24 protein-coding genes are annotated in these 25,057 nt (G+C 68.9%); 14 read left to right on the top strand and 10 right to left on the bottom strand.

Annotated features, from left to right (window positions below):
• The 4 genes from BJY22_RS05265 to BJY22_RS05250 all read right to left on the bottom strand — a co-directional run bounded on the left by BJY22_RS05265 (position 1) and on the right by BJY22_RS05250 (position 5,267).
• Positions 1–1,554, bottom strand: a complete 1,554-nt coding sequence (locus BJY22_RS05265) for an acyl-CoA carboxylase subunit beta (RefSeq protein ID WP_167204032.1) — start codon at positions 1,552–1,554, stop codon at positions 1–3.
• Between the two features lie 88 nt (positions 1,555–1,642).
• Positions 1,643–2,776 (bottom strand): acyl-CoA dehydrogenase family protein, encoded by a 1,134-nt coding sequence (locus tag BJY22_RS05260; RefSeq protein WP_337758215.1) that lies wholly within the window; start codon positions 2,774–2,776, stop codon positions 1,643–1,645.
• Entirely contained in the window at positions 2,773–4,482 is a 1,710-nt protein-coding gene (locus BJY22_RS05255; RefSeq protein ID WP_167204030.1) for an acyclic terpene utilization AtuA family protein, read from the bottom strand. Before BJY22_RS05255 ends, BJY22_RS05260 begins: the two co-directional genes overlap by 4 nt.
• Positions 4,479–5,267: a TIGR03084 family metal-binding protein gene (locus BJY22_RS05250; RefSeq protein WP_167204029.1), complete on the bottom strand. Its 789-nt coding sequence runs from the start codon at positions 5,265–5,267 to the stop codon at positions 4,479–4,481. The genes BJY22_RS05255 and BJY22_RS05250 overlap by 4 nt, the downstream gene beginning before the upstream one ends.
• Positions 5,268–5,500: 233 nt before the next feature.
• Here BJY22_RS05250 and BJY22_RS05245 point away from each other — a divergent pair, with 233 nt between their 5' ends.
• The 3 genes from BJY22_RS05245 (at position 5,501) to BJY22_RS05235 (ending at position 8,421) form a co-directional block, all read left to right on the top strand.
• Positions 5,501–6,127, top strand: a complete 627-nt coding sequence (locus BJY22_RS05245; protein WP_167204028.1) for a hypothetical protein — start codon at positions 5,501–5,503, stop codon at positions 6,125–6,127.
• Positions 6,128–6,197: 70 nt separating this feature from the next.
• On the top strand, positions 6,198–7,091 hold the full coding sequence (locus BJY22_RS05240) for an N-acetylglucosamine kinase (RefSeq protein ID WP_167204027.1): 894 nt from the start codon (positions 6,198–6,200) through the stop codon (positions 7,089–7,091).
• 79 nt (positions 7,092–7,170) lie between these two features.
• A complete protein-coding gene (locus BJY22_RS05235; protein ID WP_167204026.1) occupies positions 7,171–8,421 on the top strand; it encodes a hypothetical protein in 1,251 nt (416 codons plus the stop codon).
• On the opposite strand, the gene BJY22_RS05230 is transcribed toward BJY22_RS05235, so the two are convergent.
• A complete protein-coding gene (locus tag BJY22_RS05230; protein WP_167204025.1) occupies positions 8,418–10,481 on the bottom strand; it encodes a YhgE/Pip family protein in 2,064 nt (687 codons plus the stop codon). The two genes, BJY22_RS05235 and BJY22_RS05230, sit on opposite strands and share 4 nt — an antisense overlap.
• Entirely contained in the window at positions 10,478–11,188 is a 711-nt protein-coding gene (locus tag BJY22_RS05225; RefSeq protein ID WP_167204024.1) for a P-loop NTPase family protein, read from the bottom strand. The genes BJY22_RS05230 and BJY22_RS05225 overlap by 4 nt, the downstream gene beginning before the upstream one ends.
• Before the next feature lie 56 nt (positions 11,189–11,244).
• Here BJY22_RS05225 and BJY22_RS05220 point away from each other — a divergent pair, with 56 nt between their 5' ends.
• Entirely contained in the window at positions 11,245–11,856 is a 612-nt protein-coding gene (locus BJY22_RS05220; protein ID WP_167204023.1) for a TetR/AcrR family transcriptional regulator, read from the top strand.
• Here BJY22_RS05220 and BJY22_RS05215 read toward each other — a convergent pair.
• Entirely contained in the window at positions 11,837–13,369 is a 1,533-nt protein-coding gene (locus BJY22_RS05215) for a molybdopterin-dependent oxidoreductase (protein ID WP_167204022.1), read from the bottom strand. The two genes, BJY22_RS05220 and BJY22_RS05215, sit on opposite strands and share 20 nt — an antisense overlap.
• 108 nt (positions 13,370–13,477) lie before the next feature.
• Positions 13,478–14,029, bottom strand: a complete 552-nt coding sequence (locus tag BJY22_RS05210; RefSeq protein ID WP_202890998.1) for a MarR family winged helix-turn-helix transcriptional regulator — start codon at positions 14,027–14,029, stop codon at positions 13,478–13,480.
• A 196-nt stretch (positions 14,030–14,225) separates the two neighbouring features.
• On the opposite strand from BJY22_RS05210, the gene BJY22_RS05205 reads away from it, so the two are divergent.
• The 9 genes from BJY22_RS05205 to BJY22_RS05165 all read left to right on the top strand — a co-directional run bounded on the left by BJY22_RS05205 (position 14,226) and on the right by BJY22_RS05165 (position 22,248).
• On the top strand, positions 14,226–15,242 hold the full coding sequence (locus tag BJY22_RS05205; RefSeq protein ID WP_167204021.1) for an ABC transporter ATP-binding protein: 1,017 nt from the start codon (positions 14,226–14,228) through the stop codon (positions 15,240–15,242).
• A 14-nt stretch (positions 15,243–15,256) separates the two neighbouring features.
• Positions 15,257–16,063, top strand: a complete 807-nt coding sequence (locus BJY22_RS05200) for an ABC-2 family transporter protein (protein WP_167204020.1) — start codon at positions 15,257–15,259, stop codon at positions 16,061–16,063.
• The gene (locus tag BJY22_RS05195) at positions 16,056–16,865 is read left to right on the top strand and encodes an ABC-2 family transporter protein (protein WP_167204019.1); all 810 of its coding nucleotides are present in this window, start codon (positions 16,056–16,058) and stop codon (positions 16,863–16,865) included. The genes BJY22_RS05200 and BJY22_RS05195 overlap by 8 nt, the downstream gene beginning before the upstream one ends.
• Before the next feature lie 66 nt (positions 16,866–16,931).
• Positions 16,932–17,390, top strand: coding sequence for a MarR family winged helix-turn-helix transcriptional regulator (locus tag BJY22_RS05190; RefSeq protein ID WP_238350290.1), 459 nt, complete (start codon positions 16,932–16,934; stop codon positions 17,388–17,390).
• On the top strand, positions 17,387–18,811 hold the full coding sequence (locus BJY22_RS05185) for an MFS transporter (protein WP_167204018.1): 1,425 nt from the start codon (positions 17,387–17,389) through the stop codon (positions 18,809–18,811). The genes BJY22_RS05190 and BJY22_RS05185 overlap by 4 nt, the downstream gene beginning before the upstream one ends.
• Before the next feature lie 25 nt (positions 18,812–18,836).
• Positions 18,837–19,130, top strand: coding sequence for a DUF1330 domain-containing protein (locus BJY22_RS05180; RefSeq protein ID WP_167204017.1), 294 nt, complete (start codon positions 18,837–18,839; stop codon positions 19,128–19,130).
• A 159-nt stretch (positions 19,131–19,289) separates the two neighbouring features.
• Positions 19,290–20,102: a DUF8175 domain-containg protein gene (locus BJY22_RS05175; protein WP_167204016.1), complete on the top strand. Its 813-nt coding sequence runs from the start codon at positions 19,290–19,292 to the stop codon at positions 20,100–20,102.
• Positions 20,102–21,439, top strand: a complete 1,338-nt coding sequence (locus BJY22_RS05170; RefSeq protein ID WP_167204015.1) for a TrbL/VirB6 family protein — start codon at positions 20,102–20,104, stop codon at positions 21,437–21,439. Before BJY22_RS05175 ends, BJY22_RS05170 begins: the two co-directional genes overlap by 1 nt.
• 38 nt (positions 21,440–21,477) lie before the next feature.
• Positions 21,478–22,248 carry a metallophosphoesterase family protein gene (locus tag BJY22_RS05165; RefSeq protein ID WP_167204014.1) on the top strand — a complete coding sequence of 257 codons (771 nt, stop codon included), beginning with the start codon at positions 21,478–21,480 and terminating at the stop codon, positions 22,246–22,248.
• A 72-nt stretch (positions 22,249–22,320) separates the two neighbouring features.
• Here BJY22_RS05165 and BJY22_RS05160 read toward each other — a convergent pair whose 3' ends face one another.
• The gene (locus BJY22_RS05160; protein ID WP_167204013.1) at positions 22,321–22,974 is read right to left on the bottom strand and encodes a GNAT family N-acetyltransferase; all 654 of its coding nucleotides are present in this window, start codon (positions 22,972–22,974) and stop codon (positions 22,321–22,323) included.
• A 205-nt stretch (positions 22,975–23,179) separates the two neighbouring features.
• Between BJY22_RS05160 and BJY22_RS05155 the strand changes: the two genes are divergently transcribed.
• Positions 23,180–24,106, top strand: a complete 927-nt coding sequence (locus BJY22_RS05155; protein ID WP_167204012.1) for a hydroxymethylglutaryl-CoA lyase — start codon at positions 23,180–23,182, stop codon at positions 24,104–24,106.
• Between the two features lie 49 nt (positions 24,107–24,155).
• Here BJY22_RS05155 and BJY22_RS05150 read toward each other — a convergent pair whose 3' ends face one another.
• On the bottom strand, positions 24,156–24,851 hold the full coding sequence (locus tag BJY22_RS05150; RefSeq protein ID WP_167204011.1) for an EcsC family protein: 696 nt from the start codon (positions 24,849–24,851) through the stop codon (positions 24,156–24,158).
• Positions 24,852–25,057: the final 206 nt, after the last annotated feature.

Below are 25,057 nucleotides of genomic sequence, written 5' to 3'. Positions count from 1 at the left end.
TCACATCCTGAAGACGCCGAAGGACGACGTACCTTCGACCGGGGCGGAATGGATGGCGGACAGGCAGATACCCAGGACGGTCCGGGTGTCGCGGGGATCGATCACGCCGTCGTCGTACAAACGGCCGGACAGGAACATCGGCAGTGATTCCGCCTCGATCTGCCCCTCGACGTACGCGCGCATCTGCTGGTCGGCCTGCTCGTCGTACGGCTGCCCCTTCGCCTCCGCGGCCGCCCGCGCGACGATCGACAGCACACCGGCGAGCTGTTGCGGCCCCATCACCGCGGACTTCGCCGACGGCCACGCGAACAGGAAGCGCGGGTCGAACGCCCGCCCGCACATCCCGTAGTGCCCGGCGCCGTACGACGCCCCCATCAGGATCGAGATGTGCGGCACGCGCGAGTTCGAGACCGCGTTGATCATCTGCGCGCCGTGTTTGATGATCCCGCCCTGCTCGTACTCCTGCCCGACCATGTAGCCGGTCGTGTTGTGCAGGAAGATCAACGGCGTGTTCGCGCGGTTCGCGAGCTGGATGAACTGCGCCGCCTTCTGCGACTCCTCGCTGAACAGCACCCCGCGCGCGTTCGCGAGGATCCCCACCGGGTACCCGTGCACCGACGCCCACCCGGTCGCCAGCGACGACCCGTACAGCGGCTTGAACTCGTCGAACACCGACCCGTCCGCCACCCGGGCGATCACGTCCCGCGGATCGAACGGGATCTTCAGGTCGCCCGGCACGATGTCCAGCAGGTCGTCGGTGCCGAAACGCGGTTCGTCGTACGACGGAGCGGGCGGCGGGCCGAGCTTGCGCCAGTTCAGCCGGGACACGATCTGCCGCCCGAGCCGGATCGCGTCCTGCTCGTCGACCGCGAAGTAGTCGGCGAGACCGGACTGCCGGGCGTGCATCGACGCGCCGCCGAGTGACTCGTCGTCCGCGTCCTCACCCGTCGCCATCTTCACCAGCGGCGGCCCGGCCAGGAACACCTTCGCGCCGCCGTCGACCATCACCACGTGGTCGCTCATCCCCGGGATGTACGCGCCGCCCGCGGTCGAGTTGCCGAACACCAGCGCGATCGTCGGGATCCCCTCCGCGGACAAGCGGGTCAGGTTCCGGAACATGGCGCCGCCGGGGATGAAGATCTCCTTCTGCGTCGGCAGGTCCGCGCCGCCGGACTCGACCAGGCTGATCACCGGCAGCCGGTTCGCCCGCGCGATCTCGTCGGCCCGCAACGCCTTCTTCAAGGTCCAGGGGTTGCTCGACCCGCCTTTGACCGTCGGGTCGTTCGCGGTGATCAGGCACTCGACGCCTTCCACCACGCCGATGCCCGTGACCAGGCTCGCGCCGACCGTGAAGTCCGATCCCCAGCCGGCCAACGGCGACAGCTCGAGGAAGTACGAGTCCGGGTCGAGCAGCAGTTCGATCCGTTCCCGGACCAGCAGTTTGCCGCGTCGGTGATGCCGGTCGACGTACTTCGGCCCGCCGCCGGCGAGTGCCTTCTCGTGTTCGGCGTCGAGGGCGGCGAGCTTCTCGAGCATTGCTTCCCGGTTGCTCATCCGGCCGCTCCGCTTCGCTCCGCGGCCGCAGGCGGAGGGAGGTATGCGGCTGCTCCGCTGCGCTCCGCGGCCGCAGGGGGAGGGAGGTTCATGGTGTGTACCCCAGTCGTTTGGAGGCGAGGCCGGTCAGGATCTCGGTGGTGCCGCCGCCGATCGCGAGGATCTTCTGGTCGCGGTACTGGCGTTCCACCTCGGCCTCCCGCATGTACCCGAGGCCGCCGTGCAACTGAAGCGCTTGGTCGCAGACCCATTGCCCCGCCTCGACCGCGGTGTTCTTGGCGAAACAGGTCTCGGCGATCACGTCCTCACCACGGACCGCCCGCTCAGCCACGGAATGCACGTACACACGAGCCACATCGATCCGCCGAGCCATCTCGGTCAACGTGTGCTGCACCGTCTGCCGCGAAATCAACGGCCGCCCGAACGTCTCCCGATTCCGGCACCATTCGACGGTCAGGTCGAGCGCGCGCTGAGCTCCGGCGTACGCCTGCACGGCCAACGTGAGCCTCTCCGCGACGAAGTTGACCGCCAACTGCACAAATCCAGAGTCCTGGGCCCCCACCAGATTCCCGGCCGGCACGCGAACATCCGTGAACGACAGCTCAGCCGTGTCCGAACACAGCCACCCCATCTTCTCCAGCTTCCGCGAAACCCCGAACCCAGCCGAACCGGCATCGATCACGAGCAAACTGATGCCGTGCGGTCCAGGCCCATCAGTGCGTACTGCTGTGGTAACAAAATCCGCGCGGCAACCGGACGTGATGAACGTCTTCGCGCCGTTCACCACATACACATCACCTTCGCGCCGAGCCGTCGTACGAAGAGAAGCCACATCGGACCCACCACCAGGCTCCGTGATCGCCAGGCTTCCGATGAGCTCACCGTCCAACGTCGGCCGAACCCACCGCTCGATGTGGTCTTCGTTGCCCCCAGCAATAATGTGCGGAAGGGCGATGCCGCACGTCAGCAGAGAGGCGACCAGGCCGCCGGATCCGCCGGCATAGTGCATCTCTTCGACGACCGCGATCGCGTCGAGGAGCGATCCACCTCCACCACCGACCGCCTCCGGGAAGCCGACGCCGAGCAGCCCGAGAGCGCCGGCCTTCTTGTGCAGCTCCCGCGGCAGCTCGCCGTCCCGCTCCCACTGCTCCAGATGCGGCAGCACCTCAGCCACCATGAACCGCCGTACGGTCTCCCGCAGTGCCGTTTCTTCGGCGCTCACAACAGCACCTCCGGTACGTCGACGTACCGCGACCGCAGCCACTCGCCGACCGCCTTCGCCTGTGGATCGAACCGTGCCTGGGCCGCGACACCTTCACCCAGCAGGCCCTCGACGACGAAGTTCACCGCCAACAGGTTCGGAAGGAGGTACCTGGTGACCTGCAGAGGCCGCGTCTCGGGAAGGAGGGTCTTGAAGAGCTCGACCGTGAGCGTGTGCGCCAGCCAGCGCCACGACTTCTCGTCGCGCACCCACACGCCGACGTTCGCGTCGCCGCCCTTGTCGCCCGAGCGCGCGCCCGCGATCCGGCCGAGCGGAACCTCGCGCGTCCGTGGCGGCCCGCTCGAGAGCTGCAGCAACGGCATCGGCGCCTCGATGTCCTCGACTGCCTCGAGCGGTCGGGTCTCGGCCGCGGGTTCGATCACCTTCCGCGACCCGTCGGGCAGTACGACAACGTGTTCCACCTCGTGAATGTCGACGTACCCGGCCTGGAACACGCCGTACGGCGAACCGTCGCCGGGCGGCGCGGTGACGTGGAACCCGGGATAGCTCGCCAGCGCCAGCTCGACCGCCGCACTGCTGAACGCGCGGCCGACGACCTGCGGATCCGGATCCTTCACCGCGCACCGGAGGAAGACGCTGGCCTCCTCCTCGGACTCGGCGTTCGGCTTCTCGGTCCACACGAGCGTCCACTTCAGCTCGGCCGGCCGTTTCGGCAGCAACTGTTCCAGTTGCCGCTGCACCAACTCGGCCTTCTGCTCCAGCTGCAGCCCGGTCAGCACGAAGTCGACCTCGTTGCGGAAGCCGCCGACGCTGTTCAGCGAGACCTTGTACGTCGGCGGCGGCGCCTCACCGCGGACGCCGGAGATCCTGATCCGGTCGGGGCCGTCGACGGACAGTTCGATGGTGTCGAGACGCGTGGTGACGTCCGGACCGGCGTACCGGGCGCCGGTGATCTCGTAGAGCAGCTGTGCCTTGACCGTGTCGATCGTGACCGCGCCGCCCGTGTCGTCGTGCTTGGTGATCACGCTGCTGCCGTCCGCGTGGATCTCCGCGATCGGGAACCCGGGGCGCCCGAAGTCGCGGATTTCGGTGAAGAACGCGTAGTTCCCGCCGGTCGCCTGGCACCCGCACTCGATCACGTGCCCGGCGGCGACGGCCCCCGCGAGTTCGTCGTACTGCGTCCGCTTCCAGCCGTGATGTGCCGCCGCCGGTCCGACGATCACCGAGGCGTCGGTCACCCGCCCGGTCACCACGACGTCCGCGCCGGCCTGGAGCGCCTCCGCGATCCCCCAGGCGCCGAGGTAGGCGTTGGCGGTCAGCGGCGTACCCAGACCCAGCTCTTCCGTGCGAGCCAGCAGATCGTCGCCTTCGACATACGCGATCTTGGGATGCAGCCCGAGCTTGCCGGCCAGTTCGCCGATGGCCGCCGCGAGCCCCGAGGGGTTCAGCCCGCCCGCATTGCTGACGACCTTCACACCTCGATCCAGCGCCTCACCCAACCCCGTCTCGAGCTGCTTGAGGAACGTCTTCGCATAACCCAGTCCTGGGTCTCGCATCCGGTCCCGCCCGAGGATGAGCATCGTCAGCTCAGCCAGATAGTCCCCCGTCAACACATCCAACGGCCCACCGGTCAACATCTCCTGCAGCGCGCTGAACCGGTCCCCGTAGAACCCGGACGCGTTACCGATGCGGATCGGCTCGGTCATGTGAACTGTCCCGCCTGGCGGCCCTTCCCCGGCAGACCGGCGAACGCCTGGATGATCCCCAGCCACTCCTCGGCGTCCGCGCCCTCGGCCTCGACGGCGAGGTCGTCCCGGTGCCGGCGTTGTGTTGCCAGCAGGCAGAAGTCGACCGCCGGCGCAGTCACGCGCTGTGTCGCGTCCTCGGGTCCCCAGGTCCAGGCGTCACCGTCCGGTCCGGTCAGCTCGACGCGGAACGGCTCGGCGGGTGGGGTGCGGTCGTTGAGCATGTACGCGAAGTCGCGGGTACGGACCGCGAGGTGGGCGACGTGGCGCAGACGGTTGCTCGGTTGCCGTCGTACCCCGAGCGCGTCGAACACGTCCTGCCCGTGGGCCCACGTTTCCATCAACCGCGCGGTCGCCATCGAGGTCGGGCTCATCGGCGGTCCGTACCAGAGCACCTTCTGGCCGGCGGGGACGCTCTTCAGCGCCTCGGCCAGCTCGGTCCGGGTCTCCCGCCAGTACGTCAGTAGTTGATCCGGCGGCAGCGCGGCGGTCTCCGCGGCACCGTCGTCGACGTACGTCGCGGGGCTCGCGGCTGCCGTCTGCAGGGAGGCCTTGAAGGCGTCGGGATCGGTCGCGGCCAGCTCTGCGGCCTCGTCGGTCCAGGCCAGGTGTGCGATCTGGTGCGCGATCGTCCAGCCCTCGGCCGGTGTCGGCGTCGCCCACTCCTCGGCCGCCAGTCCACCGACCAACCGATCCAGTTCAGCACTCTCGGCCCACAGGTCCGCCAGCACTTCGTCCAGTTGCACGCTGCACTCCCTCGCGAGGGGCTCGTGCAGCCGAGCGTCCCACGACGCAGAAAAAGAATCAAGCGTGCTTGTTTTTGTGATGGCGTACCGCCAGGCAGGCAGAACCCCCGATTCGGGCCACAAACCGGCGGTTTGCGGGACTTGTGCCTGCGTGGAGGTACGTGCGGGGGCGCATAGCTGACGTGTCACGGTGATTACTTGAGTAGTCGGGGGATCACTAAGGTGGTTCGGTCATGGATCTGAAGAGCCCGATCAGCACAGTGGTGCCGTCGTTGGACGGGCCCGTGTTGCTGGTGCTGGCGCAGGCCGAGGAAGGTCTGTCGGGGCGGCAGATCCACAAGCTGGCCGGCGCAGGAAGTGTTGCGGGTGTGCGGCTCGTCCTGCAGCGGCTGGCGGCGACCGGTCTGGTGCATGTCGACGACCTCGGCAACTCGTTGCTCTATCGCCTCAACCGCAAGCACCTGGTGGCACCGATCGTCGAGCAGCTCGCGAACCTCCGCAGTACGTTGATCGCCCGGCTGGCCGACGAGATCGGCGGCTGGCGGATCCCGGCGGTGCACGCGAGTGTGTACGGCGCGATCGCGCGGGGCGACGGTGATCAGGACAGTGACGTCGACGTGCTGCTGATCCGGCCGGACCAGCACGAGTCCGAGGACATGCTCTGGGAGGACCAGGTCGGCCGGCTGATGCAGACCGTCGTCGATCTGACGGGCAACGCGGCGCATGTCTTCGAGCTGAGTCAGACCGAGCTCACGGGCCACCTGGCGTCGGAGGATCCGATCCTCAACGACTGGATGCAGCCGAGCATCCAGCTCACCGGCGTGCCGTTGGCGACGCTGCTGGCACCGGTCGAAGTCTAGGGCTGCGCCGGGACCTGTGGGTACGCTGCACTTCATCGTCGCCGGATCCCTTTCACCCCTGGACCAGCCAATGACCCGCATCGCCATCGACGGCGGTCAGTCCGCTCTTCGACTCCGAGTCCTCCCGTCCCGCCGTACGGGAAAGGGACCCGGCTACACCCACGGACCGGACGCCGTGGTCAAGCTGCTCGACGCGATTCGCACCGCCGCGGCCGAGGCCGAGGTGAGCGGCCCGGTCGAGGTGGTTGCCCTCGGCCTCACGGGCTACCCGCAGGCGCACGGGGCCGCGCAGGCGTTCGCGGCCGACGTCGGCGAGGTGCTGAACGCGGACGAGGTGCGGCTCACCCAGGACATGGTGACGGCGCACGCCGGTGCGTTGCCTGATGGGTACGGCGTGGTGGTCGCTGCCGGGACCGGTCTGGTGTGTCTCGCGGTGGACCGCGACGGGACCTGGCGGAAGCTCGACGGGCACGGGTACCTGTTCGGCGACGCCGGCAGTGCTTTCGCGATCGGCCGCGCCGGGCTGGTCGCAGTACAGCGTGCTCGTGATGGCCGTGGTCCGGTGACGAAGCTGGCGGACACTGCGCTCGACCCGGTCGCGTTGTACCGGTCGTCCACGCTGGTCGACGACGTGGCGCGGTTCGCACCCGAAGTACTGCGTTGCGCTGCTGAAGGCGATCCGGTTGCTCATGACGTTCTTGTGGAGGCAGCAGGTGACATCGCCGAGACGATCGGCGCTGCGGTCGCACAGTTGGCGGGTGAAGGGCCGGTCCCGGTTGCCTGCGTCGGGGGACTTTTCGACGGTGCAGGTGAGCAGTTGCTGACCCCTGTGCGCGAGGCGTTGCCGTTGCGAGCTCAACTGACGCCGGCGGCCGGCAACTCGCTGGACGGCGCGGAAAAGCTCGCCACCGGACCGGCGGAAACCTACGCCGACCTGATCGTCACGTACCGTCGGGGGCACTGAGGATCGATAATTACGGTGTTGGCCGTTATCTTGGCAGGCATCGTCAGATCAGTGCCGGTATGACAGCTGGAGACTTCACGTGAACGAACTCCTTCTGGCCGCGACGTCCCTGGACGTCACCCCGCCGCCCGGCCACCGGCTCGATGGGTACGCCGCCCGCACCGGACTCTCGACCGGTACCGCGGATCCGCTCCGCGCGACCTTGATCTGGTTGTCCACAGCGGATGATCCAGGCGTGCTGTGGCTCACGCTGGACGCGATCGCGGCCGGGAGCACGCTCTCATCGGAGCTCGCCGCGGCGGCCGGTGCCGCGGCCGGCATCCCGCCCTCGCAGGTCGTGGTGTCCGCATCGCACACCCACTCCGGTCCGTCGGGATGGACCGGGGAGATCCATCCCGTCATCCCGGCCGAGCGAGAACCAGCGCTGGTCGATGCCTTGGTCGGCGCAGTACGGGCCGCCCGGCTGGAGCGGCAGCCGGTGACGGCGACCTGGCATTCGATCGAGGTGGTCGGGGTCGGTACCAACCGGCACCGCAGGAACGGTCCGCACGACAACACCGCCGGCATCCTCGCGCTGCACGGAGCGAGCGGTTCGCTCGAGGCCGTGCTCCTGGACTTCGCCTGCCACCCGACGACGTACGGCCCGGAGAACATGCAGTACTCCGCCGACTGGCCTGGTGCTGCTCGCGCCGCGTTGGCTCCGGCTGTGGTGGGATTCCTGCAAGGTGCGGCCGGTGATGTCAGCCCGCGGTTCACCCGTCAGGGCCGCGGCGCCGCCGAGGTTGCTCGGCTGGGCGGTCTGCTGGCAGCCCGCGTCCGTGAAGCACTGGCCACGCCCGGCCTCGAACTACCGCAGTCCGCGCCGGCGATCCGCCGTACCACTCTGACCCTGCCCGTCCGGTCCATCCCACCTGTCGACGAGTCCGAGAAACTCGCGTCGGCTGTGGAGAGTCGCGTCAACGCCGGGTCGCGCTCCGACGACCCCTCCGGCCGGATCTCGCAAACCCGCCTGGACGGCGCCCGCGGTCAGGCCCTGATGGCCGCCGCGTCCCTCCCGCCGGCCCTCGATCTCTCCATCAGCACCGTGACGATGGGCGACGTCTGCTGGATCAACCTGCCGGTCGAACTCTTCGCCGTTCACGGCGCGTGCCTCCAGGCCGACAGCACCTATCCCATCACCCGCGTCATCGGCTACACCGACGGGTACTACGGCTACGTGGTCGATCCCTCCGCTGCCGAAGCCGGCACCTACGAAGCCCTCATCACCTTCTTCGACCAGCCCACGACCCACCAACTCATCACCGAGACGGCCGCGTTCGTGAACAGTTAGAGCGCCAATTCCGGCTGGAGCTTCTTGGCCGGCCAGACGCGTTGGTTGCGAGCGGCGAGGGTGGAGGCGGCGAGGGCCACCGCGAACCAGGCGGCGAGGGCCAGGAGGTCCTGGCCGAGCGAGGCGCCGGGTCCGCCGTACATGAGGTGGCGGACGCCGTCGATCGCGTAGCTCATCGGGAGTGCGTGGTGGAAGAAGTACAACGGCTCCGGGATGGTCTGCCACGGGAACGTTCCGCCGGCGCTGACCAACTGGATGACCATCAGCACCAGCCCCAGGAACTTGCCCACCGCGCCGAACCACGCGGACAGCGCGTGCAGGATGGCGACGAACGTGAACGACGTCAGGATCAGGAACCCGACCGTCAGCCACGGATGCGCCGCGTGGATACCGAGGCCGAGGACGACGGCCACGAAGACCAGCGTCGCCTGGACAGCTCCGAAGAGGGCCGGAGGCAACCAACCGCCGAGTGCGACGCGGAACGGCGACTGCAACGCTGCCAACGCGCGCGGCGACAGCGGCCGCACCAGCAGGAACAGGACGTAGGCGCCGATCCAGCATGCCAGGCAGAGGAAGAACGGGGCCAGGCCGGCGCCGTAGCTGTCAGCCGTGGCCTGTGAGACGTTCTGCAGCGTGACAGGTGCCCCCAGCGTCTCGGCCACCGCCTTGCGCTGGTCGGTGGTCGGGTTGGGGATCTCCTTCACGCCCTTCGCCAGCCCGGTGTTCAGTTGCGTCGCACCGCTCTTCAGCTGACCTACACCGGTCGACAGGCTGTTCACACCGGTCAGCAACTGACCCTGCCCGGTCACAGCCTGTTTCTCCCCGGCTGCAAGCTTCTGCGCACCGGTGTCCAACGTGCCGAGCCCGGTCTTCAGCTGATCAGCACCTGTGCTCAGCTCATGCGCTCCCGACGACGCAGTACCGATGCCACTCGTCAGAGCGGGTGTCGCCTTCGCGAGCGCCGAGGCGCCGTTCGACACCTTCCGTGCACCGGTCGCGAGCTGGTTGAGCTGCTTGGACGTCGACTGGATCTTCGTGTTCGCCTGTACGACGGGAGCGCGCAGCTTCGCCGTCTCTTGCATGATGACCCTGATCTGGTGCTGGCTCAGGCCCTGCTGCTTCAGCCGTGCGGCGAGCTGAGTGTCGAACGTCTTCAGGTCCCGCACCAGCGTGCTCGACGCGGTCGCGACCTGCTGCCCGGTGGCGGCGATCTTCTCGTTGCCGTCAGCGACCTGGTCCGCGCCAGCCGCCAGCTGCTTCGTCTGCTTCGGCAGCGTCGCGGTCTTCTCCTTCAACGTCCCCAGGCCGTTGTCGAGCTGCTTGGCCCCGTTCGCCAACGAGGTTGCGCCCTGCGACGCCTCGGCGGTGCCGCCGGCCAGCTGGGTCGCGCCGGCCGACAGCTGCTTCTGGGCGGTGTTGAGCTGCGTAGCACCGGACTGCAGCTTCGTAACACCGGTCGCTGCCGACGTCAGTCCGTTCTGCAGCTGGGCGGCACCGGCGGCCGCAGTACTGACCTGCTTGTGGATGGTGTTGTAGCCGGCGAGCAGCTGTGACGCGGCCGTCTCGCTGACCTGCGACGCGACTGTCTTCGTCACCTGCGCGACGACCTGGTTCGCGATCGTGTGGGCGATGTAGTTGTTGGCGTCGTTCGTCAGTAGCTCCAGCTGCGCCTGTCGCGGCTTGAAGTCCGCACTCGACGCCAGGTCGGCCGAGAACGTCTTCGGCAGCACGAGCGCGAACTCGTACGTCCCGTCCGACACGCCCGCTGCCGCGTCCGCACGGTCCACCTGGTGCCAGTCGAAGCTCTTCGACTTCACCAGTTCGTCTGCCACCTGAGGCCCGACGTTGAGCTTCTCCCCGGTCGCGAGCGTCGTACCCGCGTCCTCGACGACGACTGCAGTGGGGATCTTGTCGAGCCTGCCGTACGGGTCGTGGTTCGCGTAGAGGTACAGGCCGCCGTACAGCACAGGCACCAGCAGCAGCGCGACCACAGCCAGCTTGGGCAGCCGCCCGGCTGTCAGGCGTCGCAACTCACTCAGGGCCATCCGCAGCGCGGTCACGCCTCTGCCTCCACTTCTTCTTCCTCTTCTTCTTCGATCGGGATGACCGGCTCCACGGGAGCCACCGGAGCGACCTGGATCGGATCAGGCTGATCGATCTCGCCCATCCGAGCGGCCTTCACATCGAGCAGCCGCGCTGAAGCGTCCGCACAGGTGACGATCACGCCGTACCCGTCTGCGGCCAGCCCGCGCCCCAGCTCGTACCAGCCATGCGGATCGCCCCCGTGGCGATCCGGCATGGTCAGAACGATCACCTGTACGTCGGGACGCGCCACAGTGAGCTCCGCGAGCAGTCTGGTCCGTACGGCGACCGGCAAGTGCTCGAACCGCTTGTCGGCGTGCTCCGCGGCGTCATGCTCGTTGAGCCACTCCAGCACGGCCTTACGCCCCGCCTTGCGGCCGGCGATCGCCAACTCCTCGCCGACGACGGTCTGGACCGGCAGGGCGTCGTCCGGCTCCGTGATGCCGGGGGTGTCGACGACGGCGACCCGGCGCCGCAGGAGAGCCAGGTCGGACTTGCCGCCGAGCCGGACCGTTCCGGTGTCGGGCTTGAGCCGCCCGGACAGAGCCAGCGACGCCGCCACGTGGCCGGCACCTGGGTACCCGGTCAGCAGCACCAGTTGATGATCCGCGACCGACACCGACGTTGCGTGCAGCATCGGTGCGTGCGGACCACGCACGCTGATTCCGGCGGCCTCGAGCTCCATCCTGCGTCCCCGTTCAATACGGTTGTGTATTCAATACAGAACTGTATCCTATCTGTATGGAACCGCCCAAGCGCCGCCGCTCCAACACCCGGGCCCGTCTCCTCGAGGGCGCCCTGGAGGTGTTCGCCGAGCGCGGATTCCACGGTGCGTCCGTGGAGGACATCTGTGAGCGGGCCGGGTTCACCCGCGGCGCCTTCTACTCCAACTTCGGCTCCAAGGACGAGTTGGTGCTCGCGCTGTTCCAGGCCACGACCGACCGGCTCCTCGAGCAGATCGAGGCACTGCTCCCGGAGTTCGCGAGTCAGCCCGGCTCGCTGCTGGACGCCGTACTCGGACTGCTCGACGAGACCGCGCCGGACCGGCGGCAATGGCATCTGATCTCCACCGAGTTCACGCTGCACGCGCTGCGTGATCCGGAGGCGGCGCAGGCGCTGAACGAGCAGCGCGCGATGTTCCGCGAGAGTCTGACCAGACTGGTCGAGCAGATCGCCGAGACCGGCGGGCTGGAGCTGACCGTGCCGGCGGAGCAGTTCGTCCGGATGGTGATGGCGTTGCACGAGGGGGCGCGGTCGCAGAGCCTGCTCGAGCCGCGGGCGGTTCCGGCCGGGTCACTCGAGCACACGTTCCTGCCGATGGTGCTGGAAGCGGTCAGCCGACCTTCACGCTGATCGTGTGCAGGCCCGTCGCGCCGTTCGGTGCAGGTGGCGCCGACGCCTCGACCTGTGGATTTCCCTTGGCGTCGAACGCCCGTACCTGCAGCAGATGCGTGCCACCCGGCGCGTCCCAGGTCCAGTGCCACTGCCGCCAGGTGTCGATCGACGGGTCGGCCGCCAGCGTCGCTTGTTGCCAAGGGCCCCCATCGACGCGGACCTCGACCTTCGACACCCCGACGTGCTGGTCCCAGGCCACGCCCGCCACGGTCACCGGTCCCGGTTCCACCTTCTTGCCCAGCGGGGTGTCGATCCGCGACGACAACTTGATCGGGCCGAGCGCGGACCATCCGCGCGGCGTCCAGTACCCCTCGAAGCGGTCGAACCGCGACACCTCGATGTCCACCAGCCACTTCGTCGCCGACACGTAGCCGTACAGCCCGGGGACGACGATGCGCACCGGGAACCCGTGCTCGACCGGCAGCGGCTCCCCGTTCATCGCGAACGCGAGCATCGCCTGGCGGTCGTCGAGCAGCGTCGGCAGCGGCGTACCGGCGGTGAATCCGTCCTTCGACGTCGACTTGATCGCGTCCGCGTCCCGCGCCGGACCGGCCTCCTCGAGCAGATCCTTCAGCAGTACGCCGGACCAGAGAGCGTTCCCGACCAGGTCGCCGCCGACCTGGTTGCTCACGCAGGTGAGGGTGACCCACTTGTGCAGGACCTGTCGTTTCAGGAGGTCGTCGAAGGTCAGCTCGAGTTCGCGGTCGACCATGCCGTGGACGCGCAGCTTCCAGTCGGACGGCACGATCTGCGGGACGGAGAGCGCGGTGTCGATGCGGTAGAAGTCCTCGTTCGCCGTGACCCACGGCACGGCGCCGTCCGCCTGCACGCCGGCCGGCGGGGCGAGGGTCCGTGGCTGGGGAAGGCGGAGTCGCTTGCGGGCGTCCGCGACGGCGGCGCGGTTGCCACCGACCACCCTGCCGAGCGCGCCGACGGCGGCCGAGCCGAGTGCGACGCCGGCCGAGAGTTGCAGGAAGCCGCGGCGGCTGACGTTGTCGTCGGGGATGTCGAGCAGTGGCTCGAGGCGCCGGCTGAACAGGCGCAGGACGATCAGCGCCGTGATTCCGGCGAACGCCGACGGGAGGAACCCGGTCTGCCCGGAATCGGCGCGGGTGAACGCGGCCGCGACCGCGACGCCTGCGAGCGCGATCGTGATCAGGGCACCGGCCCAATACCGCCGTACGGCGAGAATCCCGCCGACCGCGGCGAGCGCCGCGACCACGATCAGGATGCCGGCCCGGAGCGCCGTCTTGTCGTGTGTGCCGAACCAGGCGATCGCGAGATCCTTCAGCCACGGCGGCACCCGGTCGATGAACGCCGACCCGATCGCCACCACAGGCGTCTGCTGCGTCCCGAGGATCCCCGCGCTCACACTGCCGACCGCGAGCCCGGCCAGCGCGGCGAGGACACCGCCGGCAGCGCCTCGCCACCGGATACCGGCCGCGGCCTTCGGGTCAGCTTGTTGCTTCACTTCTCAACCATTGCGCGATGGGGCGCCCGACACCAGCCGGGCGCCCCATCCGTTAGTCGCGGGTAATGCTTCTTCGGTTGTTGTCGGGTGGTGCCGGGAAGGTGGTCGTCAGATCCGGTCGGGCGTGATCGGCCCCAGACCCGGGCGGCCGTTCGGCCACCGGCGGGCGTTGTCCCGGACCCGGCGGAGCTTGCCGAGAACGACGTCACGCTCGTCCGCCAGCTGGGACATCCAGAGGCTGTCGATCTCGAGCAGGTGGTCCGGCAGTGCTTCGCGCAGCCGCCGCTTCCCCTCCTCGGTCAGGACGGCGAACGATCCGCGGGCGTCGTCGGGGCAGGGCTCGCGGCGGACCAGACCGAGGTTCTCGGCACGGTCGACCAGCCGGGTGATGCCGCCGGTGGTGACGGTCAACTCCCGGGCGAGCGAGGTGAGACGCTGTTTCTCCCCGTTGCTACGGGCAAGCCGCAGCAACAGTTCGAACATTGCCATTTGCAGTCCACTGCGCTTCAAGGAATGGCGCATCAGGTGATCCAGTTCGGCTGCTGCTTCTCGCAGCAGGCCGTAGGCCGTGAGCACGTCGCTTTCCCAGGGTTCCGCGGCGCGACTGGGTTCTGCATCGGCGAGCGCTAGGGGCGAGCAAAGCGAAGGCGCGATGGTCATGCGCGGACTCTATTAGCTGACTAGGTCACTTCGCTACACGGGGTGACCTTTCGGCTACAGATCGACCCGGAACCGCAAGCGCTCCGAGCGTAACGGACGGCTGTTCGCGGATCCGGTCTAGGACGGTGAAATTCGGCCTGCGGCGTCGCCGGAACAGTGGAAAGATGACCGGACGCGCGCGCTGGGGAGGATTCGCATGCCGGTCATCGAGGCGTCCGAGCTGGTGAAGGAGTTCAGCCGGCCGGCTGTCCTGCCGGGACGGCTGCCCCGGTTGCGGGCGCTGTTCAGCACCAAACGCGACATCACCCGCGCGGTCAACGGCGTGAACTTCCAGGTCGAACCCGGCGAGCTCGTCGGGTACCTCGGCCCGAACGGCGCGGGCAAGTCGACCACGATCAAGATGCTCACCGGGATCCTCACCCCGACGTCCGGGGTGTGCCGGGTCGCCGGGCTGGAGCCGTCCCGCGATCGCGCGCGCAACGCCCGCAACATCGGTGTCGTCTTCGGTCAGCGCACGCAGCTCTGGTACGACCTCCCGCTCCGTGACTCGTTCGAGGTCCTCGCGGATCTCTACAACCTCGACAAGTCGACGTACCGCAAGCGCGTCGGCCTGTTCACCGAGCTGCTCGACCTGTCCGACTTCCTGGACACGCCGGTCCGCTCGCTGTCACTCGGCCAGCGGATGCGCGGCGATCTGGTCGCCGCGATGCTGCACGAACCGTCGATCCTGTTCCTCGACGAGCCGACCGTCGGGCTGGACGTGGTCGCGAAGGCCCGGCTGACCGAGTTCATCGCGGAGACGAACAAGTCCTCGGGGACGACGGTGGTGCTGACCACGCACGACATGGACGACGTCGAGCGGCTCTGCCAGCGCATCATCGTGATCGACTCCGGCATCGTCCTGTACGACGGCGACCTGTCGCGGCTGAAGGAACGGTTCATGCCGTACCGCTTCCTCGTCCTCACCCTGTCCGAGCGCAGCATCCGCCGGGTCGCGGACCTCCCGTTCGCGACCGAGGTGGAGACGAGCGCGGTCGGCGCCGTGCTCCCGTACCCCGAGCGCAGCGTCGTACTGCGCTTCGACCCGCGCGAGATCACCACGCCCGAGCTGATCGCGCGGGCTTCGCAGGTCTACCAGGTCGACGAGTTGTCGATCGTCGACCCGCGACTGACCGACGTGATCGCCCAGCTGTACGACGGACTGCTCACGTGAGTCAGGGGAGTCCCGTGAGTCACGTGGGTACGCTGCGCGCGTTCCGCGGCATGACCCGGGCCGGAACGCGCTCCGTCCTGATCTATCGCGGCGACCTGATCACCGGCGCGGCAACGCTGGTCATCCAGGTCGCGCTCGCGATCGCGGTCTGGCGGATCGTGTACGGCGGACGCGGGCCGGTCGACGGGGTGGACGTGAAGACGGCGGTCGCCTACGCGGCGATTGCGGCGTGTCTGCAGTCGGTGCTCCTTCCCTGGCAGTTCTCGTCGCTGCCGATGCGGATCCGCAACGGGCAGATCGCGACCGATCTCACCCGGCCGCTCGGTCTGATCTGGCAGATCCTCGGGCAGAACCTCGGCGTCCTGCTCGGCCGGCTGCCGCTCGGCGCGATCGGGCTCGCGGTCGCGGCCGTCCTCGGTGCGCTGACCCTGCCGCCGGGCTGGGGCGCCGGATTGCTCGCACTGGTGGCGACGGTGGGCGGCGCACTGGTCGCGATGCTGTGCAACCTGATCGTGTCGATGGTGACGTTCTGGACGTTCGAGGTCGGCGGGCCGCTGATCGTGTACCGGTTCGGGAGTGCGTTCCTCTCGGGGTCGTTGATTCCGTTGTGGTTCATGCCGGGCTGGTTGCGGGCGTCGGTCGAGTGGCTGCCGTTCCAGGCGCAGGTGTACACACCCGTGTCGATCTACCTCGGTCAGACCCGGGGCGGAGAGGCGCTGGCGCTGGTCGGCGTACAACTGGTCTGGGTCGTCGTGCTGGCGTTCCTCCTCGAGCTGGTCTGGCGGCGGGCACGCCACAAGGTGGTGGTGCAGGGTGGCTGAACTGTCGTGGGTCCGCCAGTACGTGATCCTGGAGCGGGCCGCGCTGCGGGCGCAGTTGCAGTACCGGGTGAACTTCTGGACGACGCTGATGGGCGGTGTCGCCTACCAGGGCACGCAGTTGCTGTTCCTCGGTGTCCTTCTCGGCAAGTTCGGTCTGATCGCGGGCTGGGGTTTCCCCGAGGTCGCGTTCGTGTTCGCGATGCGGCTCGCGTCGCACGCGTTCTACGTCGTTCCCTTCGGGGCGCTGATGCGGACCGACGAGATGGTCCGCGACGGCGAGTTCGACCGGGTCCTGCTGCGCCCGGTGAACCCGTTCCTGCAGCTGGTCACGCGGTGGTTCCCGCTGATGGCTTTGGGCGACGCACTGCTCGGCTTCGGTGCGCTGGCCATCTTCGGCTGGCAGGCCCCCGTCGACTGGAGCGCTACGAAGCTCGTCTACCTGATCCTCGCGGTCGTCTGCGGCGGCCTGGTCGAGACCGGCATCCAGACCGTCTTCTGCGGCCTCTCCTTCGTCGCCACCTCCACGTTCTCGCTGCGGATCTTCGCCGACAACTCGATCACCCAGTTCTCCGGCTACCCCCTCACCATGTTCGGCCGCACCACCTTCTACGCCTTCTGCACCGTCTTCCCGATGGCCTTCATCTCCTTCCTCCCCGCCACAGTCCTCCTCGACCGCACCGACGACGTCCCCCTCCCGGTCTGGCTGATCACCGCCTCTCCCCTCGCCGGCCCCATCGTCTTCGCCCTCAGCTACGCCTTCTTCACCAAGATGATGCCGAGATACACCAGCCCCGGAAGCTGACTCCTTTGGGGTAAGGGCGTGAGTGCTATCCATAAACAATGAATATAAAGATGTTATGCTTCGAGCATGAGTCGTGAAGACGCCGATCCTGACGCGCCGGCCGCCATCGGGGCAGCCCTCTACGGCCTGGCCACCAGGGCCGTGAGACGCCTGCCCCGGGACATGAGCCTGACGTCCGCCGCCACCCTGGCCACCCTGGACCGGACCGGCCCGCGGCGCATCGGGGATCTGGCCGCGGCCGAGGGCGTCACCCAGCCCGCGATGACCGCCCTGGTCCGGGTGATGGAGGAGTCCGGCCTGGTCGAGCGGTGGGGCGACGCGTCCGACAAGCGGGTCACGCTGGTGTGCCTGACCGAGGCCGGCGCCTCCTATGTCCGGACGCGACGCCAGGCGGGCATCGACGCGTTCGAGCGGTTGATCGGTGAGCTCACCGGCGACGAGGTCGAGGCGCTGGTGGCGGCCCTTCCGGCGCTGAATCATCTGGCGGAACTCGAGAGCCAGGACCGCGAAGGGCCGAAGCAGTGACCGGGCAGCCGGTCGGGGTGAAGGCGTTCCTGGTGGCGCGTTCCGAGGCGCGGCTGCTGGTCCCCGCCCTGATGTTCATCGCTCTGGTCGTGGCGGCAGTCGCCAGTCTCGGGGCGCCGCTCATCACCAGCGTGGCGACCTCGTTCCACGTCTCGCTCGGCAGCGCGCAGTGGACGCTGACCATCCCGTTGCTGAGCGGCGCCGTCGCCACGCCGGTCCTGGGCCGGCTCGGAGCCGGCCCGCACCGGCGGGCCACGATTCTCGTCACGCTGGCGGTCGTCGTCGCCGGCAGTGCGCTCACCGTGCTTCCTCTGCCGTTCGCGTGGCTGCTCGTCGGAAGGGCTGCCCAAGGTGTGGGGCTCGGGCTGACGGCGCTGATGATGGGCGTGGCCCGCGACCATCTCCCCGAGGCGCGCGGCGCGGCCACCATCTCCCTGATCTCGGTGGTCTCGATCATCGGGGTCGGCGTCGGTTACCCCCTCGCCGGGCTGCTCGCCGAACTCGGCGGGGTGCGCGCCGCCTACGGCTTCGGTCTGGTCGTCACCGCCGTCGCCTTCCTGACCGCGTGGCGCTCCATGCCCGAGGCCCCCGCAGGCCGCTCCGCTCACGTGGATGTGGCAGGCGCGGTCGTCCTGGCTGTTGCGCTGCTCCTGGTGCTGTCCCTCGCCGGTGAACGGAATCTGTGGAGCCGGCACCTCGCCGTGGCGGCGGGCCTCGCCGTCGTCGCGGTGGTGCTGCTCGGCGTCTGGGCCGTCATCGAGTTGCGCAGTAAGGCGCCCCTGGTCGATGTGCGGGCGGTGCGGCATCCGGCGGTCGCGGGGGCGAATATCGCCATGTTCGTCGGCGGGATCGGCATGTACCTCCTGCTCACGCTCATCACCCGGTACGCGCAGACGCCGCACGGCGCCGGCTACGGCTTCGGGCTGACGACCTTCGTCGCCGGGCTGGTCCTCATCCCGTTCTCGGTGCTGGGCTTCGTCGCCGGCAAGCTCACGCCGCGGGTCCGGACACGGATCGCCGACCCCCTGCTCCTGGCCGGCAGCGCCGTCGTGGTCGGCGGCGGGTTCGCCCTGTTCGCGGCGGCCCGGTCGGACCTGGCCGAACTGTTCGCGGCGATGGGCGTGCTCGGCTTCGGCGTCGGCGGCTTCTCGGCCGCGATGCCCGGCGTCATCCTGGCCGTCACCCCCAAGAGCGAGACGTCGAGCGCCATGAGCTTCAACTACGTCGTCCGCAGCGTCGGGTACGCCCTGGGCAGCGCCATCGGCGGCCTGATCCTCGCCGCGGGCTCCGGCCCCGGCCGCCTCTTCCCCGACGACAGCGCCTACACGACCGCGGCGCTGGTCGGCATCGGCGCCATGGCGATCACGACGCTGACAAGCCTCGCTCTCGCCCGCCGACGCTCGTCCGAGACCAACCCCTAAGTTTCATCCCAACACTGGAGGTTCCATGCCCAAGGGCTACTGGGTCAGCGTTTACCGCACCATCAAAGACCCTGAGAAGCTGGATGCTTACAACAAGCTGGCCCCTCTGGCCGTCGGGCCTGCGGGGGGCCGGACCCTGATCCGTGGCGGCCGGGTCGTGGCGTACGACGCCGGGATCGCCGAGCGCACCGTCGTGGTCGAGTTCGACAGCTTCGAGCAGGCCGTCGCGGCCCGCGAGAGCGAGGCCTACCAGGAGGCGCTCGCCGCCCTGTCCGACGGTGTCGAGCGCGACTTCCGCATCGTCGAAGGCATCGACTGACAGAGGCCCAAGCTCCTATCAGGTCACGCTCCGTCCGGCTGGTGCGTGCACCTTGCCCGGGGCGACCCGATCATGCCTGTGGATAACTTCCGCGGCGGTCCCTCGGTTTTTGCGAGCCTTGATCCGTGAGGTTGTGAACCAGCGGATCGGGAGCGCGGAATGAGCAAGGACCAGGAAGAGAAGTCGCCGTACGGCGCCGGTTTCGTCGCGGCCTGCATCGTCGTCGGTGCGGTCTTGATCTGTGGCCTGACGATCGTCGTCGTCGGCCGCGGCAGTTCGTCGCAGGCGAGCACCGGCGCCCAGTCGGTCGGCACGGCCGTGGCGGCGCAGCCCACGAAGGGTCCGCCGGCGCAGCCCACGAACGGTCCGGCGGCCGCGGCGGCCACTCCCCTCGAGGGTGCCGCGGAGTCCACCGGTCCCGGTCGGGGAGGGCGGTCGGGGTGCGACCTCCCGGTCGGCGACCAGGCGGTCCCCACCTCAGCGCCGGCGCCCGACGGATGGGAGGTGAGCCGGCGGGTCGTCGTACCGCGGTCATCGTCGTTCGGCCCGGGAAGGACCGACTCCGACGGCTTCCGGCGCTGCTTCGCGCATTCGCCGACCGGCGCGGTCTTCGCGGCGTACAACGCGATCGCGGCGATCGCCGACCAGACCAAGCTCCTCGGGACCCTCGACAAACTGATGGTTCCCGGGCCGGCCACCGACAGCCTCATCCGGCAGGTCGGCACGCAAGCGCCGTCCGGTGACACCTCGACGGTCCAACTGGTCGGCTACCGGATCATCGATGCCGGCCAGGACCGGGTGACCGTCATGCTCGCCATGCCCGTCGAGTCCGTGTACATGAGCGCGACCCTGACTCTCGTCTGGTTCCACGGCGACTGGCGGGTCCAGCCTCCGCAGCCGGGCGCCGCTGTCGGCGCGCCCTTCGCACAGCACCGCGACCTCGGCGACTTCGTGAAGTGGAGTGGTATCTGATGTGTGGACCGACGGACCTGAAGTGTCACGTGGCCGCAGGAGTCGAGTCGGTCGCGAACGGCTGGGTCGACAACGTCAATCGCCTGACGGCGGACTTCTTCTCCACAGTCCTCAACTCGCTCGCGACCTTCTGGGTCGAGCCGAAGACCCCTGTCACGCTCGCCACCTCCTCTGCCGACCAGCAGACCTGGACGGACAGCAAGACGGTCGCGTTCATGCACGAGAAGACGCTCGGGCTGACGCTGACGATCCTCGCGTTCGCGATCGTCATCGCGGGCATCAGAGTGGCCTGGGAACAGCGCGCCAAGCCGCTCCAGGACCTGCTCAAGGCGCTGCTGACCTTCGTCGTCGTCTGCGGATGCGGTACGGCGGTCGTGCAACTCCTCATCGCGTGGTCGGACGACTTCGCCATCCACGTCGTGCAGGACGCGCTCGGAGGCGAATCGTTCTCGTCGGCGGTCGGCGGCATGCTCCAGCAGCCCACCGACCGCGGCGACAATGCCGGGATCACCTCGGTGTTGATGGTGCTGCTCCTCGGGCAGCTGGCGGCCTTGGCGTCGCTTGTCCAGATCGTGTTGATGCTGATCCGGTCGGCCATGCTGGTGCTGCTCGGCTCGACCCTGCCGCTGGCCGCGGCGGCGACCAACACCGAGGCGGGGCGGGCCTGGTTCAAGAAGTACTGCGCATGGACCCTGGGCTTCATCGCCTACAAACCGGCGGCTGCCCTCATCTACGCGGCCGCGCTGAAGCTGAAGGACGAGGAGATGCTCGGGCCGGACAACTCCGGCCTGATGGAGTCCCTCACCGCGTTGATGATGATGCTCCTCGCGATCCTCGCGCTACCGGCGGTGCTGCGGCTCGCGGTGCCTGCCACCGCCGCGGTCGCGGGCGGCTCGGTCGGGATGGGCAGCATGAGTCCCGACCTGGGCTCGAACGCGACGGGCGCAGTCAACGTCGGACCGGCCTCAGGCGGCCGCAGCGGTGGTGGGGCCGGCGGGGGCGCATCGGGTGGTGGCGCCGTGGCTTCGGGTGGCGGCGCGACCGGTGCCGCGACCACCGGGGCCAAGGCTGCAGGTGGTGCGGCGCTGGGCCCGGCCGGTGTCGCTGCGACCGCCGCACGCAAGGCCGCCGGTGCCTTCGCCGGAGCCGCCGCACACTCTGCGGGCGAATCGGGCGGTGGAAGCTACGGAGCCTCCGGATCCCGCCCGAGCGGCGGCCGGGCGACCCGCAGTCGCTCGAGCAGTCCGGGCGGCGGCGCCCGTCAGTCGTCTTCCGTCAACAAGACCCCCGCCGGCGCCACCACGGGAGGCAACGACGGCCCGTCCGGTAGCTGGTGAGCGGAGTCGGTGGGGGTGGTGGATGAAAGCATGCTGGTATGGAGCGGATCGCGTTGATCTCTGATGTGCACGGGAATCTGACGGCGTTGGAGGCGGTGCTCGCGGACATCTCCGGGCGGGGGATCGAGCGGGTGTTCAACCTCGGGGACTACGTGGGGAAGGGACCGCGGGGGCAGGCGGTCGTCGATCGGTGCCGCGAGGTGTGTGAGGTGAACATCCTCGGGAACTGGGACGACTTCCTCCCCCGCCCCGAGCGCGCCGACGACAGCGAAGGTGTCAAGTGGTGGCGGAACGAGCTCCGCAAGGACCAGTTGGCGTGGTTGCGCGCGCTGCCGTTCTGCCATGACTTCCTGTTGAGCGGGCGCCAGGTGCGGTTGTTCCACGCGTCGGCGCAGAGCGTTCACCACCGGATCGTGTTCGATCACGACGAAGCGCAGTACGGGAGCTTCTTCGAGAACACCGAGGCCACCGGCGACGGGCCGGTGCCTGTCATCGTTGGGTACGCCGACATTCACGACCCGTTCTGCGAGGAGGACCGCGGGCGGATTCTGTTCAACACGGGGTCGGTCGGTAACAGCCTCGGCGATCCGACGCCGGGGTACGTGATCCTCGAAGGTGTCGTCGGATCACCCGAGCCGGCGCCGTTCTCGATCCAGTTCGTTCGGGTGCCGTACGACGCCCACGCCGAGCTCGCCGTCGCGCACGAGCTCGGCATGCCGGAGCTCGACGGCTACGAGGCCGAGATCATTCGCGGCATCTACCGCACCACGTTCTACGCCGGACGAGCCTCCAGGTATCACCGCAGTTGAGTTTCCCCAGGTTTGTCCACAGGTGTGAATTGTGGGCCGTTGGCAACAATGCGCCGGGTGTTCATCTGTCGGTCACTTGACCAGGAGGGCTTCGGATCCGATCGGCTTGTAACCGGCGGCGAGGAAGGTACGCAGGGAGGCCGCGTTGCCGGGCGTGACCTGCGCCCAGATCGAGGATCCGGTTGGGATGAGCGCGCGGGCTGCGCTGGCTAGGCGGCGGCCGTGGCCTTGGTTGCGGGTGGTCGGCGGTACTTCGATCGCGCATTCGAGGCGTTCGGCGAGACCGCGGCCGGTCAGGACGAGACCGCCGTGCGGGTCGCCGTACACCCGGACGTCGTCTCGGTAGCGCCAGGCACGGTCGACGCGTGGATGGTCGTGGTCGTGGAGCTCGGTGAGGTCGGCGGTTGCCGCTGTGCGCTCGGCCGGGTCGGTGAGGCCGGGGGCGAGGAGCATCGCGTCGATGGCGTTGACGCGGCGGCCGGTGAGTTGTTCGAGGGCCGCCAGGAAGGGTGGGTTCGTCGGCGCGGACAGGTCGCCGTCCGGTACCCGCTCCGCGACCCACGCCGGATCGACGTCCGCGGCGATCACGATGTGACCGGTGAACGACACCACGCAGCACTCCCGGCCGGAAGGCGCAGGAACGACGGTCAGCCCGAGATCCGGCGCCGGGAACACCCCGCGTTCGGCGGCACGCAGGATGTCGGCAAGCGTTTTGGCTCCATCCACAGCTCCTCACCTTAGATTCGAACGTCGGCACGTGCAGTCGTGCCGAGGGCCGGATCGCGTGTGATCCATGCCATGCGGTCGGCGCTGCGAGCCGGAATAGGATCGCGGTGGGCATCGGCGGTGCCGGGACAGGTCCGGCGCGCCAGCTGGTTCCGCGATCCATGTGCGCATCGGTCTGGTCCATGCCGTACCCGGGAGGTGACACATGCGGAAACCGCAGCTGGTGAAGGCCGAGGGGCTGCCCGAGCGGGTCACGATCTACGAGGTCGGTCCCCGGGACGGGCTGCAGAACGAGTCGGCGATCGTGGACGTCGCGGTCAAGGCGGAGTTCATCCGGCGACTGGTCGACGCCGGGCTGACGACGGTCGAGACGACCAGTTTCGTGCACCCGAAGTGGGTCCCGCAGTTGGCTGACGCTGCCGAACTTCTCGAGCAGCTGGAGCTGCCGGACGGCGTCCGCGCACCGGTTCTGGTGCCGAACGAGCGCGGCCTCGACCGGGCGCTCGCAGCGAGTGTCGGTGAGATCGCGATCTTCGCCAGCGCGACCGAGACGTTCGCGGCCAAGAACCTCAACTCCACGCTGGACGACCAGTTCGCGATGTTCACGCCGACGATCCAGCGGGCGCTCGCCGAAGGGCTGGCGGTGCGCGGGTACGTGTCGATGTGTTACGGCGACCCGTGGGAGGGCGACGTACCGATCGACCAGGTCGTCAAGGTCGGCGCGCGGCTCGTCGAGCTCGGGTGTCACGAGCTGTCCCTGGGCGACACGATCGGCGTCGCCACCCCGGGGCAGGTGAGTGCGTTGGTCACGGCGTTCGGTGCGGCAGGTGTGCCTGTGGGCAAGTTGGCGGTGCACTTCCACGACACCTACGGGCAGGCCCTCGCCAACACCCTCACCGCGCTCCGCGAAGGCGTCACCACCGTCGACAGTTCGGCCGGCGGGCTGGGTGGTTGCCCGTACGCCGAGAGCGCCACCGGCAACCTCGCGACCGAAGACCTGCTCTGGCAGCTCGACGGCCTGGGCATCGAAACCGGCGTCGACCTGGAGGCCCTGGTCACCACCAGCACCTGGATGGCCGAACAACTGGGCAAGCCGTCCCCGAGCCGAGTAGTACAAGCCCTCGCCGGCTGAGGTACGGCGCCGCACCCGGTCGATCAGTCAGCGTGACCGGACGGCGCGGCTACTGCTCGATCGGGCGGCGGATGCGGCGTACCAGGCTCTCGTCCGCGAACTGGCCGACGCGGTACGTCGACCACCCGTCGACGCCGGCGCCCACGGCACCACCGAGCAGCGGCACGCGCCGGGTGACGGTCAACGCCATCCGCTTGCCGCTGATCCGGCCGATCAGCTCCGCGACCACCTCGCCCGAGATCTGCCGATCCAGCTCCGGGTCGAACACCGGCGCGGTCGCGATCGCCAGCGGGGACGACACCAGGCTCGACTTCTTCAGCCGGTCCCGCACACCTTCCTCGCCGAGCAGACAGGTGATGACTGCAGTACGGACCCGTGGATCGTCCAGGTCGTACCCGCGGAGGTGAGCGATCGCCGCCACCATCCGGCACTGCACGACCGCGAGACCGGTCAGGTTGGCGGGCAGTGCGACAGGCAGCGTGACGAGACCGCCGATGCTGGTGACGAACCCCTGCACGCCGGCCAGCCGGATGTGCTGGTCGATGACCGCCTCGATGGCGTCCGCGACGTCGCCGCCGCAGCGCTCCAGCTTGTTGTCCGCGATCCGCTCCGCGCCGGGGAACCGCTGGTACCCGTCGATCGCGATCTCGAGAATCTGGCGCAAGACACCGCCCGCTGCCGTCGGGGCGAACCGCTGGGCGGCGGGCGCGAGACTACTCGCGACGAACCTGGCTACTCCGGCCACGGTGCTCCTTCCCGCCCGGCCCCACGCGTCAGAACCCGGACGTGCTTCAAGAGTACGTGCCTCCGGCCCCCGCGCCACTCGGGAGAAACCCCAGGGTGTCCCTTAGGTCGGATCGCCAGGCCATCACAATCGCTGCCGACCTGGCTCTCGCCGCGTGCGCGCGGCCCGGCGAGCCAATTGTGATGGCCTGGCGATCCGGATGAGCC

Source organism: Kribbella shirazensis (assembly GCF_011761605.1).
Lineage (GTDB): Bacteria > Actinomycetota > Actinomycetes > Propionibacteriales > Kribbellaceae > Kribbella > Kribbella shirazensis.
This window is presented reverse-complemented; position numbering and strand designations above follow the sequence as displayed.